11 protein-coding genes and 1 pseudogene are annotated in these 14,289 nt (G+C 46.9%); 5 read left to right on the top strand and 7 right to left on the bottom strand.

Annotated features, from left to right (window positions below):
• Positions 1–168 precede the first annotated feature (168 nt).
• Positions 169–1,110, top strand: coding sequence for an Rpn family recombination-promoting nuclease/putative transposase (locus tag WC5_RS12125; protein ID WP_000181185.1), 942 nt, complete (start codon positions 169–171; stop codon positions 1,108–1,110).
• A 258-nt stretch (positions 1,111–1,368) separates the two neighbouring features.
• Here the strand turns inward: WC5_RS12125 and WC5_RS12120 are convergent, their stop codons facing one another.
• Positions 1,369–2,781: an aminotransferase-like domain-containing protein gene (locus WC5_RS12120; protein WP_000199291.1), complete on the bottom strand. Its 1,413-nt coding sequence runs from the start codon at positions 2,779–2,781 to the stop codon at positions 1,369–1,371.
• Positions 2,782–2,957: 176 nt separating this feature from the next.
• On the opposite strand from WC5_RS12120, the gene WC5_RS12115 reads away from it, so the two are divergent.
• The 3 genes and pseudogenes from WC5_RS12115 (at position 2,958) to WC5_RS25875 (ending at position 5,312) form a co-directional block, all read left to right on the top strand.
• Entirely contained in the window at positions 2,958–3,122 is a 165-nt protein-coding gene (locus tag WC5_RS12115) for a DUF1127 domain-containing protein (RefSeq protein ID WP_000394260.1), read from the top strand.
• Between the two features lie 96 nt (positions 3,123–3,218).
• A pseudogene (locus WC5_RS25870) lies at positions 3,219–3,872 on the top strand (DUF262 domain-containing protein); the annotation flags it as partial.
• Between the two features lie 276 nt (positions 3,873–4,148).
• Positions 4,149–5,312 carry a GmrSD restriction endonuclease domain-containing protein gene (locus WC5_RS25875; RefSeq protein WP_077629235.1) on the top strand — a complete coding sequence of 388 codons (1,164 nt, stop codon included), beginning with the start codon at positions 4,149–4,151 and terminating at the stop codon, positions 5,310–5,312.
• Between the two features lie 47 nt (positions 5,313–5,359).
• Here the strand turns inward: WC5_RS25875 and symE are convergent, their stop codons facing one another.
• The 4 genes from symE to hsdR form a co-directional block, all read right to left on the bottom strand.
• Positions 5,360–5,701 (bottom strand): endoribonuclease SymE, encoded by a 342-nt coding sequence (symE, locus tag WC5_RS12105; RefSeq protein WP_000132613.1) that lies wholly within the window; start codon positions 5,699–5,701, stop codon positions 5,360–5,362.
• A gap of 221 nt (positions 5,702–5,922) precedes the next feature.
• Complete coding sequence (locus tag WC5_RS12100) at positions 5,923–7,701, bottom strand: restriction endonuclease subunit S (protein WP_000110071.1); 1,779 nt, start codon at positions 7,699–7,701, stop codon at positions 5,923–5,925.
• Complete coding sequence (locus tag WC5_RS12095) at positions 7,701–9,170, bottom strand: N-6 DNA methylase (protein ID WP_010349965.1); 1,470 nt, start codon at positions 9,168–9,170, stop codon at positions 7,701–7,703. Before WC5_RS12095 ends, WC5_RS12100 begins: the two co-directional genes overlap by 1 nt.
• A gap of 66 nt (positions 9,171–9,236) precedes the next feature.
• Positions 9,237–11,669: an EcoAI/FtnUII family type I restriction enzme subunit R gene (gene hsdR, locus WC5_RS12090; protein ID WP_000819028.1), complete on the bottom strand. Its 2,433-nt coding sequence runs from the start codon at positions 11,667–11,669 to the stop codon at positions 9,237–9,239.
• Positions 11,670–11,809: 140 nt separating this feature from the next.
• On the opposite strand from hsdR, the gene WC5_RS12085 reads away from it, so the two are divergent.
• Positions 11,810–12,778: a hypothetical protein gene (locus WC5_RS12085; RefSeq protein ID WP_016231565.1), complete on the top strand. Its 969-nt coding sequence runs from the start codon at positions 11,810–11,812 to the stop codon at positions 12,776–12,778.
• A gap of 310 nt (positions 12,779–13,088) precedes the next feature.
• On the opposite strand, the gene yjiA is transcribed toward WC5_RS12085, so the two are convergent.
• Together yjiA and WC5_RS12075 are read right to left on the bottom strand one after the other, a co-directional pair.
• On the bottom strand, positions 13,089–14,051 hold the full coding sequence (yjiA, locus tag WC5_RS12080; RefSeq protein WP_001068090.1) for a GTPase: 963 nt from the start codon (positions 14,049–14,051) through the stop codon (positions 13,089–13,091).
• A 10-nt stretch (positions 14,052–14,061) separates the two neighbouring features.
• Positions 14,062–14,265: a YbdD/YjiX family protein gene (locus WC5_RS12075; RefSeq protein WP_000467859.1), complete on the bottom strand. Its 204-nt coding sequence runs from the start codon at positions 14,263–14,265 to the stop codon at positions 14,062–14,064.
• Positions 14,266–14,289: the final 24 nt, after the last annotated feature.

Consider the following 14,289-nt stretch of genomic DNA (forward strand, 5'->3'; position numbering starts at 1 on the left):
CTGACGGCAGGTTCACGCAAAAATCGAGACGCCTTCCAGAAAAATGTATCGCTTGCAGGAGAACAAAAATAGCCTGGAAAGCGCCTCGGGGAATGGGAAATTACCGGATGTGAGCGGAATTAGGAATCGCTAAAGTCGGGCTATCTCTTCAACAGGTGACGGATCGCCATGACAAACTTCACGACCAGCACGCCGCATGACGCATTATTTAAATCTTTTCTCACGCACCCTGACACCGCGCGGGACTTTATGGAGATCCATTTACCAAAAGGTTTACGTGAACTGTGCGATCTCGATACCTTAAAACTGGAATCAGCCAGCTTTGTCGATGAAAAACTGCGGGCGCTGCACTCCGATATTTTATGGTCGGTAAAGACCCGCGAAGGCGATGGTTATATCTACGTGGTGATTGAACATCAGAGCCGCGAGGATATTCATATGGCCTTTCGGCTGATGCGATATTCCATGGCGGTGATGCAGCGTCATATAGAGCATGATAAACGCCAGCCGCTACCGCTGGTTATTCCGATGCTGTTTTATCACGGTAATCGTAGTCCTTACCCCTGGTCTTTGTGCTGGCTGGACGAATTTGCCGACCCGATTACCGCTCGGAAACTTTATACCGCCGCGTTCCCGCTGGTGGATATCACTGTGGTGCCGGACGATGAGATTGTGCAACATCGCAGAGTTGCCCTGCTGGAGCTGATCCAAAAGCATATCCGCCAGCGCAATATGATGGGGCTGATTGATCAACTGGTAGCATTACTGGTTACAGAGTGCGCTAATGACAGCCAGATAACCGCGCTGTTAAATTACATTTTACTGGCTGGTGATGAAGCGAGTTTTGAAGAATTTGTCAATGAGCTTGCCAGGCGAATGCCACAACACAGGGAGCGAATCATGACGATTGCAGAGCGAATACATAATGCGGGATGGCTGTTGGGAAGGGAAGAAGGGAGGATCGAAGGCAAAGAAGAAGGGGAACAGCGTCTTCTCCGGTTGTTTTTGCAGAATGGTGCAGATCCTGAATGGATACAAAAGATTACCGGACATTCATCAGAGCAAATACAGGCATTAGGTCAGTCTTTGCCTGACAGTTACCGCGATTAAGGGATCGAATAATAATCAGAGACTGATGACAAACGCCAAACTTCCTTATGTGCTACGCTTAACAGGCTTACATAGCCCATGCAATATATTGAATTTGCAATATTTTGTATGCCGGATAAGGCGCTCGCGTCACATCCGGCATGAACAAAGCGCACTTTACCTAAGCCACACTGGAACGTAGCGATGTTGCTATAGAGACAAAACGAGCCACAGGCTATTCGTCAGAGGAAATTCAGGCGTGTCGTCACGATTCCGTATTTATTCCATTGCCCGATACACTGCCTCGCCAATTTGCTTCAGTGCTTCGCGATAGGTTTCGCTGAGCGGCAAAGCGCAGTTGATGCGCAGACAATTACGGTATTTGCCGGAAGCTGAGAAAATCGAACCTGCCGCCACCTGGATTTTCATGCGGCACAATTGCCGCGCGACGCAGACCATATCAACCTGTTCAGGCAATTCTATCCACAGTAAAAATCCGCCTTTCGGGCGCGTAATACAGATTTCGCAGGGAAAATATTCCCGTATCCAGCAGGTATAAAGCGCCATATTGCGCTGATAGTTCTGCCGCATCCGCCGGATATGACGATGATAGTGACCTTCCTGCACAAACGTTGCTGCCGCCATTTGCGTGGACGGTACATTAAAGCTGCTGGTGGCATATTTCATATGCAGCAGTTTATCGTGATAACGCCCCGGCGCGACCCAGCCCACGCGCAGGCCTGGCGCAATGCTTTTACTGAACGAACTGCACAGCAGCACCCGACCATCGCTATCCCATGAATGAATGGTACGCGGGCGCGGATATTCCGTTGCCAGTTCGCCGTAGACATCATCTTCAAAAATCACAATATCATGACGCTGAGCGAGAGAGAGAACGGCTCGTTTGCGCGCGTCCGGCATAATAAATCCCAGCGGATTATTACAGTTTGGCACCAGAATGATGCCTTTAATCGGCCATTGTTCCAGCGCCAGTTCCAGTGCTTCAACGCTGATGCCTGTTTCTGGATCGGTTGGGATTTCAATCACGTTCACGCCTATGCCACGCAGCATCTGCATCGAACCGTAATAACAGGGCGATTCAACCGCGACAATATCGCCCGGTTTACACACCGCCATTAACGCCAGCGACATCGAGTTATGGCAGCCGCTGGTGATAATAATGTCATCGGCGGTGACCACCGAGCCGCTGTCGAGCATCAGGCGGGCAATCTGCTCGCGCAATACCCGCTGACCGGTTAACGAATCATAGCTGAGAACGGTTTGCAGATTATGCTGCACCACCCGGCTAAGCTCCCGCCAGAGCGGTTTCAGGCTGGGCGCCTCGACATCCGGCGTGCTTTTACTGAACGGAATAACAGAACTATCGCTATGCGCTTTCAGCATATCCAGCACCTGATCCCACTGGGTAATTTCCACCGGACGTTGCACCGGACGCGTCATCGGCGGCACTGGCGGCTGGGCTTTGTGTTGCGCGACAAAATAACCCGAACGCGGCTGTGGGGTGATGAGCTTCATCGTTTCCAGCGTCTGATACGCCTGCTGCACGGTGCTGATACTGACGCCGTGCTCCTGACTTAAGCTGCGCACCGACGGCAATTTCTCCCCGTGACGATACAGCCCTTGCTCAATCCGCTCGGCAAGTAGAGTCGCCAGATGTTGATAACGCGTCATGCTGTATTCCTTATTTGGAGCATACAGAGAGAAAAACCGGTACAGATGCTGGCAAAAAACCGGATGCAGATGCTGTTTTACCCTGTCTGTATGTTAAATAAAAGTAATATTTGCATCTGTATTGTGAACTGCCAGAAGGCGGATGATGAAGCCTCTGAAAGATGAGGAGGCAGCAGATGGAATTTCACGAAAACAAAGCCAAAGCGCCGTTTATCGGCTTCGTGCAACTCTGGCAGGCGGTGCGAAGCTGGTGGCTGAAAAAGCAGACCCGGCGTGTGTTACAGCAGATGAGTGATGAGCGGTTGAAGGATATTGGGCTACGCAGAGAGGATGTGGAGTGAGGGGACAGTTCGTCGCGGATAAACAGGATTTCTCTATAACCTCCACAAGGAAGTGTTTATTATTGTGAAATCATCGCTTCACGGAAAGACGTCAGAATGAAAGCAACAGAAGCCCGTTTACTCGATTTTTTAAAACGTTCGCAGCAGTTTGTTATTCCCATTTATCAACGCACCTATTCATGGACAGAGCAACAATGTCGGCAACTTTGGGACGACATCATTCGTGCCGGAAAGCGTGACGATATATCAGCGCATTTTATCGGTTCGGTTGTTTATATAGAGCAGGGGTTGTATCAGGTTTCCGGTATTTCTCCGTTGCTGGTCATTGATGGTCAACAGCGGCTGACGACCGCAATGTTGCTGATTGAGGCTTTATCGCGCCATCTTGGCGAAGAAGAAGTTTTTGATGGCTTTTCGGCAATGAAACTGCGTAATTATTATTTACTCAATCCTTATGAGTCCGGTGAGAAAGGATTTAAATTACTGCTGACCGAGACCGATAAAGACAGTTTGCTGGCGTTAATAAAACAAAGACCAATGCCAGAAAACTATTCCCATCGAATAATGGAAAACTTTACTTTCTTTGATGAGCAAATTGCCAAACTCGGTGATGATTTGATCCCCTTATGTCGTGGGTTAGCAAAGTTATTAATTGTCGATGTGGCGCTTAATCGTGGTCAGGATAATCCGCAACTGATTTTTGAAAGTATGAACTCCACCGGTAAGGCGTTAAGTCAGGCCGATCTGGTGCGCAATTTTATTCTGATGGGTCTCGAACCAGAGCATCAAACCCGGTTGTATGAAGATCACTGGCGTCCAATGGAAGTCGCTTTTGGTCAGCAAGGTTACAGCGAATATTTTGACAGTTTTATGCGTCATTATCTGACGGTAAAAACGGGGGAGATCCCTCGGACAGATGAAGTCTATGAGGCATTTAAACTACATGCCCGCAGCCAGAGTGTTGCTGAAAAAGGCGTAGATCGGCTGGTTGAAGATATACACATCTACGCGGAGTATTGCTGTGCAATGGCATTGGGTAAGGAAAGTGACAAATCGCTTGCTACGGCTTTTCAGGATTTGCGCGAGTTAAAGGTCGATGTGGCGTATCCTTTCTTACTGGCGCTTTATCATGACTATAAAAATGGTGATTTGTCTCACGAAGATTTCCTGCGCATAATTCGTTTAATTGAATCTTATGTTTTCCGCCGTGCAGTGTGTGCAATTCCGACAAATTCTTTGAACAAGACGTTTGCCACTTTTTATAAGATCATTAATAAAGAAAAATATCTGGAAAGTATTCAGGTGCATTTTATGAACCTGCCTTCATATCGTCGTTTTCCCAACGATGATGAATTTAAACGGGAATTAAAAGTTCGCGATCTCTATAACTTCCGCAGTCGCAGCTACTGGTTACGACGACTGGAAAACGATAAACGCAGAGAGCGCGTGGAAGAGTTTACGATTGAACACATTATGCCGCAGAACGAAAATCTGTCGGCTAAATGGCGCGAAGAGCTGGGAAGCGACTGGCAGCGTATTCATAAAGAATTGTTGCATACGTTGGGGAATCTCACTTTAACGCGCTATAACTCCCGCTACAGTGACAGACCTTTCGCGGAAAAACGCGATATTGAAGACGGCTTTAAGCATAGCCCGCTCTATTTGAATATCGGTCTTGGACAGTGCGAAAAATGGGATGAAGCCGCCATTCGCACCCGTGCCGATCGTCTGGCCGATCTCGCGGTTCAGGTCTGGCAAGCGCCTTCTCTTCCTGAAGAGGTTTTAGCTGTTTATCGGGGGCAGCCGGAGAACAAAACCAGTTACAGCCTGAATGATTTTCCTTTCCTTGCTGATGGTTCGCATAGCCGGGTGTTATTCGATCATCTTCGCGATGAAGTTATGCGCCTGGACGCAGGGATCACACAGGAAGTTTTAAAGCTGTATATTGCGTTTAAAGCTGAAACGAATTTTGTTGATGTTGTGCCGCAAAAAAGCCGACTGCGGTTGTCGCTTAATATGCAGTTTCATGAACTGGTCGATCCGAAAGGTATTGCCAAAGATGTGACAAATGTTGGGCGCTGGGGCAATGGCGATGTGGAAATTGGTTTCAGCGACCTCACACAACTTCCTTACATTATGGGATTAATTCGTCAGGCATTTGAAAAACAGATGGAGAGCGCGTTGGTATAACGCGGCGAATAATACCCGGTAGCACTTGGCGCTACCGGGTCAATCTATCAGGCAACTTTCTGTTTACCCGCAATCACCCCAATAAATTCCTGCACCTGCTTTTGTTTACGTGCTGACAGCTTGCACACCTGGCGCAGCGACTGCATCAGTTCGCTCTCTTCGGCGGTGGGTGGTTGGGCGGTGAGGACAATACAGCCGTCCATCACTTTGACATCTACCGCTGTGCCAGTGGCAAAACCGGCGGCTTCCAGCCACTGACCTTTCAGGGTGATGGCGGGAATACGACTGTAATCCGGGTAGCGGCTCGCATAACTCACGGTTAATTGACGGTTATTTGCCGGGGAGACTTCTGCTTCGAACGGTTGTGCAATAGAATGCGTGTCAGTCATGATTACTATTCCTTTGAAATAGGGATTGTGATTAGCGGTGCGGGTGTGTTGGCGCACATCCGCACCGCGCTAAATACCTGGATATATCATCAGTAAATACAGGGAAAGTCCAGCTAAAAATTAATGAAAAATAAGATGAAAATTAGCGTGAAATATAATTTTTGATGATGTGAATAAAGCGGCTATTTAGCCGCTTTATTGATTTTTTGATGGCGAGAAAATTAGTTTATCGCCGCGTCAGTGAGTGCGTCTGCAAGGTGCAGTTGGGTTTGTTGGGCAGATTGAATTTGACTCTTTAGAGTTATAAAATAATCCATCATTTCATTTATTTTATCTGTTATTTTTAATTGTTCATGTGTAGTCGGGATAGCTATAGGTGCCATTTTTAAAATATCTTGTGAAATATTCATCTGACTTTCTGCCATGCCAGATTTGGAGTTTTCAAGATATGTTGAAGTAAACCCATAGTTTAGACATAAGGAAATGTATTTCTCGGAGATATCCTCTGATATCAAATGAAATCTGATTATTTTATCTGAAATCATTAAATTTTCTCTTGTTTTTTCAACAAGGCATGAAATACCAACCCGATTTTTAGGACCAGCTCTTGTTATAAGAATATCTCCTGCTTTTACTTCTAGTTGTGGCCTTGGGGCTTTATTTTTAGGGAGCGCCTTGTTTTCGTACTCTCTATATTCAAGAGATTGAACTGCGGTCGTTTTTAACACCCCCCATTCTCCTGGAGTGGCTGGTTCAGAAGAACATGCAGGACTCCACCCAGCATCAATGGAATCAATAAGCTCTCCGAGCCTGCACCATTCCCATCCATTAGGCAGTTCAAACGGTTTTTCCTCATCGCTAATTGGCGGCAACGGTTTTTGTTTTTTTATTTTCCCTTCTTTCACCAGTTGAGCTTTTTCCTGCGCAATTCGTTTGAGCAGTTCAGAGGCTGGTTCGTCATTCGGATCCTGCGGCACAAGTTTACCCATTACGGCCAGTTGCAGAATGGTCTGTTTTAACGCATCCACGCTGGCTTCGGTGGTAAATAGTGTGTCGAAGTGCTCGTTAATACGCGCCCAGTTTTCAGCCAGTTCCTCGGCGTTTTGGCTGTCTGTAAGTGTTCCCAACAGGGTTTCAACCAGTTGCTGATGTGCGTCCAGACTGGTCAGGGATTGCTGTTCCAACTGGTCGCAAAGAGACATGAGTTTTTTGACAGTACTTAAGATCCTATTCTGCTCTGCGAATGGTGGAATCATGAATGGGTGTGATATAAAATCTTCAAACAACAGGCTTTCAACAGTAGTTCCTGTTTTTGTTAAATTCTCAATTATATATCTTTCGAACCCATTCATCATCAATCGTATATAGTATGAAATATCACTAAAAAATGGTGATAATACTTTTATATCTTGATTAACTGTACATTCAATAGATGTTATAGCGACTGGGAAAATTCTTCTTAGAATTCCACTTCTTGCGACAAATAGTATACTGCCTGGAGATACTTTGGTTAAACCATCTTCAATGGCTAAAGGAGTCACCTTATCTTCAGAATCGACTATTAGATTCGTTTTCATATCTTTTGGGGTTACCCATGGAATAGTTCCTCCCCAATATTCATCTTTCATTTTACTTGGAGTTTTACCACCAAAAAAATAGCCTAAATGTGAAAAAGTTACCCACTCCCATCCCTGCGGCAATTCAAACGGCTTCTCTTCCTCGCTAATTTCCGGCAGCGGTTTTTGCTTTTTAATTTTACCTTGCTTCACCAGCTCCGCTTTTTCCGCCGCAATACGCTTCAGCAGCTCCGACGCTGGTTCATCATTCGGATCCTGCGGCACCAGTTTACCGCGTACCGCCAGTTCCAGAATCAGCTCACGCAATTTCTTAATGCCATACAAATCAATTTTACCGGAACTGCCGCGCCCGGCAGTGGAACGGGTTTGCAACGCTGAGGTCCAGGTTGCCATATGATCAACGATCAGCTTTTCCACACTCATCAGTTAACCTCCTTGCCAGACAGCGCAGTGCCAAGAATATCGCGCAGTTGATTACGCAGCGTCTGGATCTCCGCCTGCTGTTTTGCATACTGCGCTAACAGTTCGTCCGGATCATGGCTAACGGTTTCCGCCTGATGTGGGTTTTTAATATCCAGATTGAAGTTACGCGCAATCACGTCATCAATGCTGACTTTCCACGCCTGCTCATTCTCGACGCGGCTGGCAAAACCATCGGCCTCGTTACCCCACCAGTTAATCTCCGCCTGAAACTCTTCAAACTTCATCGGCTTGGTTTTACTGTAATTTTTCACGCCCGCCGGATACGGATGCTCATAGAACCAAATCTCTTTGGTTGGCTGACCTTTGGTAAAGAACAACAGGTTGGTTTTAATGCCGGTATAGGGGTTAAACACACCATTCGGTAAGCGCACGATGGTATGCAGGTTGCACTCTTCGGTAAGTAGCTTTTTGATTTTGGTTTTAACGCCTTCGCCAAATAGTGTGCCATCCGGCAATACCACCGCCGCGCGACCGTTTTTCGCCAGTACTTCCACAATCAGTTGCAGGAACAGATCCGCCGTTTCGCGAGTTTGCATCTCTGCCGGAAAGTTCTTCTCAATACCGTCTTCTTCCGTGCCACCAAACGGCGGGTTGGTAACAATGACATCCAGTTGTTCATCCCAGGAGGAAAGCGGTTTGTTCAGGGTGTTGTCGTGACGAATTTGTACCGGTACTTCAATGCCGTGCAGCAGCATATTGGTGGTCGCCAGCAGGTGCGGAAGCTGTTTTTTCTCAACACCGTGGATCTGTTGTTGCAGCGTCTGATGATCGGCGACGCTCTTCACGTATTTGTTCTTTACATGATCGAACGCGCAGGCAAGAAAACCGCCCGTACCGCAGGCCGGGTCCATAATGGATTCGCCGAGTTTCGGATCAACGCGATCCACCATAAAGCGAGTGACGGCGCGTGGAGTATAGAATTCGCCAGCATTGCCCGCAGATTGCAGATCTTTAAGGATCTGTTCGTAAATATCACCAAACAGATGGCGTTCGCTGGCGCTGGTAAAGTCAATTTCGTTCAGCTTGTTGATCACCTGACGCAGTAGCGTACCGTTTTTCATATAGTTATAGGCATCGCTGAACGCCTGCTTCACCACGTAGCCGCGTGGGTTTTTATCGATAGGCGCAGTGAGGTTTTTCAACGCCGGGAACAGATCATCATTAACGAACTCCAGCAGGGAGTCACCGGTAATGCCCTGCGCGTTTGCGGCCCAACTGCGCCATAAATAACGCTGTGGGATCGGATATTGATAGTTATCCTGCTCCAGTTCCAGCGCCTCTTCCTGGGCATCGAAGATTTTCAAAAACAGCAGCCAGGAGAGCTGACCGAGACGCTGCGCATCGCCGTCCACACCGGCATCTTTGCGCATAATATCTTGTAATGATTTGATTACTGAACTGATAGACATGTTGTATTCCATGAAAAACAAGGCCTTCTGCAACATGATGGTTGCAGAAGGCGCAAAAGAGAGTTGTTAAGCAGAGCGGGGCGGTAATTGGTAGATTTCGTTTTCCAGCTCGCTGAGCGCCTGATTATACCCCTTACGGTCGCCAAATCCGGTTTTAATAATCTCCGGTAAGGTGCCCATGCTGTCAAATGGCTTAAGTTTCAGCACCTGAATACTTTCGATCTCCTGTACGCCCGCATCGGCGTATTTATCCAGCAGATTATCGAGCACGGCTTGCGCTGCTTCAGAGTATTTTGTGAAGTAGTTCCGCTTGCGCACGTTCTCGGCGCGCTCTTTGCGGGTTAACGGCGGCTGACCATACACTACGTGGCAAAGCATGTCGAACGGGTCGAGATCTTTACCGACTTCTTCTGCCAGCACTTCCCAGATAATCCCCTGTTGCTCCAGCTCGTGAATGATCGCTTCTTTGCGATCGGCGTCCTGCCACTTGCGGGTAAAGTCATCCAGCGAGGCATATTCTTTAAGCAGTGTTTTGCGGGTGTAATCTTTAAAGGATTCGGTAACCAGTTTTCCGTCGGCATCGTAATACTGAACGCGCTGTGCAATAACGCCCACCGCCACGCCATTGACGTGAAACTTGCGGATTTTCTTCTCGTCTTCTTCCGGAAGTGGGCCGACATCATCGGTATCGGTAACCTGGTATGGCGGCGCAGGCGGTTCATCAACGCCTGTCACCAGCTCTTCGTCGTGTTCGCTGATTTCTTCGAGTTTCTCTTCAAAATCAGATTCTGGATCGGCGATATCCTCTGGTGTGGTATCCATGACTTTTTCGGGAATGCCATCGAAACGCTCATCGGCAAACAGTTCGGTGGCTTTTTTAAAGTCGAGGATGGTAAACCAGAGTTTTCCGTAACGCTCGTCGATGCGTGTACCACGACCGATAATTTGCTTGAATTTGGTCATCGACTGGATGTTCTGATCCAGTACTACCAGTTTGCAGGTTTTAGCATCCACACCGGTGGTCATCAGCTCTGAAGTGGTCGCGATAACCGGGTACGGTTTTTTCGGGTTGATGAAGTTATCCAACTGAGCTTTGCCAATTTCATCATCACCGGTAATTTTCATGACGTATTTGTCGTTCTTTTTCACCTGCTCCGGGTTGAGATTAACCAGGGCGCGGCGCATACGTTCTGCATGATCGATGTCGTTACAGAAGACGATGGTTTTATCCATCGGGTTGGTGCGCTTGAGGTAGTCGGTAATGGTTCTGGCAACCAGTTCTGTGCGTTCGTCGATTACCATTGTGCGATCGAAATCTTTCTGGTTATAGATACGATCGTCGATCACTTCGCCGTTTAAGTCAGTTTGCCCTTTGGTTGGGCGCCAGCCTTGCAGATCGACATCAATATCAACACGGACAACTTTATAAGGGGCGAGGAAGCCGTCTTCGATCCCTTCTTTTAGCGAGTAGACGTAAACCGGATCGCCGAAGTAATCCGTGCTGGAGACTTCATGCGTCTCTTTTGGCGTGGCGGTTAAGCCAATTTGGGTGGCTGAACTGAAATAATCAAGGATCTCTCGCCAGGCGCTATCTTCGGATGCGCTGCCGCGATGGCATTCGTCGATCACGATCAGATCGAAGAAATCTGGTGCGACTTGTTTAAACGCTTTTTGGTCTTCCTCCGGGCCAGTTATAGCCTGATAGAGCGCGAGGTGAATTTCATAAGCGGGATCAATGGTGCGTCCGCTGACTTTGGTCATTGCCGTACCAAATGGCTGGAAATCATTATTTTTGGTTTGGTCGACCAGAATGTTGCGATCGGCAAGGAACAAAATGCGTTTTTTATTTTTTGATTTCCACAGGCGCCAGATGATCTGGAATGCGGTATAGGTTTTCCCTGTTCCGGTCGCCATGACCAGCAGAACGCGGTTTTGCCCGTTGGAGACGGCTTCTATGGTTTTGTTGATTGCCTGAAGCTGGTAATAACGTGGCGATTTACCGCTGCCATCGTCGTAATAGTCCTGAGTAATCACCGGAAGCTGAGCTTGTGTGTATCCTTTCCAGAGGCAGAATTTTTGCCAGAGTTCAGCGGGGGAGGGGAAGTCATCCAGCGTTATTTGTTTTTCAAGGCGTTCACCTTCGGCTGCGGTAGCATCGCGGAAGATAAAGCCATCACCGTTGGTGGCAAAAACAAAAGGAACGTCCAGCAGGCGCGCATATTCAATGCCCTGTTGCATCCCTTTGCCAATTTCATGTTTGTTGGCTTTTGCTTCAATCACAGCTAAGGGAATGCCTGGCTTGTGGTACAGCACGATGTCAGCAGATTTTACCGTTCTGCGTGCCGCAACTTTACCACGTACGATGACTTTACCGTCCCGGAGTTTGACCTCCTGTCTGATTTGCGTTGTGTTGTCCCAGCCTGCATTAAGAATGGCTGGCATAACGCATTTGGTAATGATGTCTGCTTCCGTCAGGTTACTTAGGTTCAGTTCCGCCATGGGGTGTTCTCATCTAAATGCGATGCGCAAATTCTACACAGAAAAATAGATGAATTCATCTGTTCAAAGAGTATTATCAGCGTTAAGTCACTGTTTTAAAGGTATTCTTGAGTTTCATCAATAGCTGGATAAGGATTCATATGGAGAATGTTCGGTTCTTGCAAGGAGTTAAAAAATATTTTTGTACTAAGGCATTAGATGTCATTCTGCTCGTTTATCTATTTCTTGGTTTTATACTTCTCCCTTATAAATATCTGTGGAAAGATATTACTTTATCTCTGTGTTTTGTTGGTATTCTTCTTTATGCATTAGTAGAAGAAAATCGCATTACAGAATATATGGGGTATTTTGTTAAGTTCAGTAATAAAAACAGGTTGAATAGTTGTGCTGCCTGGTGTTCACTTATTGCATGGTTTATATTTTTGTTTTTTGTGCTTTCAATTAATATTTTTCCAGTCAGTGCCTCTGTATATATTTTTAGTGCTTTTTCAGCATTTGTTTTTCTGGGAGGTGTTTTTATTATATTAGAGTTGGAATTTAAAAATAATAAAAATTTAATGATTATTAGGTCTATGACTATAGCTGCCATACCAATTATATATTTATTCTCAAGTAGTTTTTCTTCCAGTTTATTTTTAAGTTTGAGTAATCTAAACATCACACTATCACCATGGGTTGAGTATTTCTGGAAAGGGATGGCTTTTTTGTTTCTTTTCTTCATGTTAATGCAACTTATTATCTATTTTGCTTTTTTAACTCTGTGGGCTAAATTAAGTGTGTACAGGTTGTTTATACTTGCCGGAGCATTTATAGCATCTACTATTTTAGTGGTTTTTGCTTCAAAAAACGTAGAGAGTATTTCGTACTACGTTTTAAAAAGTACTATAGATTTTGAATGGCGCAGTCAGGTTAAATGTGGACAGTTGAATATTTCACATCCGGATGAAAGGTATTTCGGATTTAATACCGATAAATATACTGTATTTTATTCCAATAGAGAGGGTAAATGGGGGTTCAATGAGTTGAAATGTAAGAAAGGTTCTGACAGGAGAGATGCATATTCCATTGAGAATGTCTCAGAATATAACGTGCCAGGATGGCTGAAATAAGTCATCTTTATAATTAAATCGTAAAGGTTCTGGACATAAATGAGCATGGTTTAACATAAACGGGACACACTCTACACACTTGATGTGCAGCAAGAAGCTGAACTCAAGGCTTTGGTTAATAAATCCGACGATGATATTGATTACAGCGATATTCCTGCGTCTGGTAGCGATGCATGGGCTGACGCCAAACGCGGCAATTTTTTGCCAAATCTAGGTATTCACGCGCAATAAAACTTAGCGGAGGGGAGCACGTCGTTCTGCTTCCCCCTCACTGCTAAATGGGGCATTGAACTGCTTTACACTCAACCTTTCACGCAGACTTCCTCAACCCAGCAAACGCCGCCCGAATCTCATCTTCCGGCAGCTGAATCCCGATAAACACCATCGTGCTATGCGGTTTTTCATCGCCCCACGGGCGGTCCCAGTCGGCGCTGTAGAGGCGCTGGACGCCCTGGAACAGCAGGCGGTTAGGTTCGCCGTCAATCCACAGCATCCCTTTGTAACGCAGCAGTTTATCCGCCGATTCCAGAAGCAGGTTTTCCATAACGCGGGAAACTTCGCTGATATCTACCGGGTAATCCAGTTCCACCACAATCGACGAAATATCGTTTTGTTTATCCGCGATAAAGTGAAAACGTGGCTTGGTGCTGACGACGTTCTCTTCCAGCATAAAACCGTTGGTGTTGAACAGCAGCCCCAGGTCGATATCGCCGTGGGTAACGGTGTAGACCGGTGCACGGGCGTTGATGCGCGCCAGGCGTTCACGCAGTTTCTCTGCTTCGCCTGCGACGTCGGTTTTAGTCAGCAGAATACGGTCGGCGTAGCCAACCTGGGACTGGGCGATGGTGAACTGGTTCATCTGCTCATCGGCATGTACCGCATCCACCAGCGCAATCACACCGTCCAGCAGGTAACGCTGGCATAAAATCTCATGGGAGAAAAAGGTCTGAATAATCGGGCCGGGATCGGCCATGCCGGTGCATTCAATCACCAGACGATCGAACTGAATATTGCCCTTGTCGAGATTATCCAGCAGGTCGAGTAGCGCGTCTTCCAGCTCGTTGGAGCGCGAACAGCAGATGCAGCCGTTGGTCAACGTTTTGATCTGCGTGGCGCGGTCGCCAATTAATTGATCGTCAACGGAGACTTCGCCGAATTCGTTTTCAATCACGGCAATCTTGTAGCCGTGTTGTTCGTTAAGAATATGGCGCAGCAGGGTGGTTTTGCCTGCGCCTAAAAAACCGGTGAGTAGGGTAACTGCAATCGGGTTCATGCTCTCTCCATTAACAACAGCGCATACCGCCTTTACCATCGCCGCCGTAGCGCGCGTTCTGGCGTTCGCGGAAGAATTCTTCATAGCTCATGTACGGCTTGTCGGGATGGTTGGTCTTCATATGCTCGACGTAGTTGTCGTAGTCTGGAATGCCAATCAACATCTTCGCCGCCTGGCCGAGATATTTTTTTGCCTGTCCTAAGTTACCAAACATAGTTCACTCTGATAAGAACAAAGC

The organism is Escherichia sp. KTE114 (genome assembly GCF_000407765.1).
GTDB classification, from domain to species: domain Bacteria; phylum Pseudomonadota; class Gammaproteobacteria; order Enterobacterales; family Enterobacteriaceae; genus Escherichia; species Escherichia ruysiae.

Excerpts from the sequence above, each read along its gene's own strand:
- WC5_RS12125 (WP_000181185.1), top strand. The coding sequence starts at position 169 with ATGACAAACTTCACGACCAGCACGCCGCATGACGCATTATTTAAATCT.
- WC5_RS12120 (WP_000199291.1), bottom strand. The coding sequence starts at position 2,781 with ATGACGCGTTATCAACATCTGGCGACTCTACTTGCCGAGCGGATTGAG.
- WC5_RS12115 (WP_000394260.1), top strand. The coding sequence starts at position 2,958 with ATGGAATTTCACGAAAACAAAGCCAAAGCGCCGTTTATCGGCTTCGTG.
- WC5_RS25875 (WP_077629235.1), top strand. The coding sequence starts at position 4,149 with ATGGCATTGGGTAAGGAAAGTGACAAATCGCTTGCTACGGCTTTTCAG.
- symE (WP_000132613.1), bottom strand. The coding sequence starts at position 5,701 with ATGACTGACACGCATTCTATTGCACAACCGTTCGAAGCAGAAGTCTCC.
- WC5_RS12100 (WP_000110071.1), bottom strand. The coding sequence starts at position 7,701 with ATGAGTGTGGAAAAGCTGATCGTTGATCATATGGCAACCTGGACCTCA.
- WC5_RS12095 (WP_010349965.1), bottom strand. The coding sequence starts at position 9,170 with ATGTCTATCAGTTCAGTAATCAAATCATTACAAGATATTATGCGCAAA.
- hsdR (WP_000819028.1), bottom strand. The coding sequence starts at position 11,669 with ATGGCGGAACTGAACCTAAGTAACCTGACGGAAGCAGACATCATTACC.
- WC5_RS12085 (WP_016231565.1), top strand. The coding sequence starts at position 11,810 with ATGGAGAATGTTCGGTTCTTGCAAGGAGTTAAAAAATATTTTTGTACT.
- yjiA (WP_001068090.1), bottom strand. The coding sequence starts at position 14,051 with ATGAACCCGATTGCAGTTACCCTACTCACCGGTTTTTTAGGCGCAGGC.
- WC5_RS12075 (WP_000467859.1), bottom strand. The coding sequence starts at position 14,265 with ATGTTTGGTAACTTAGGACAGGCAAAAAAATATCTCGGCCAGGCGGCG.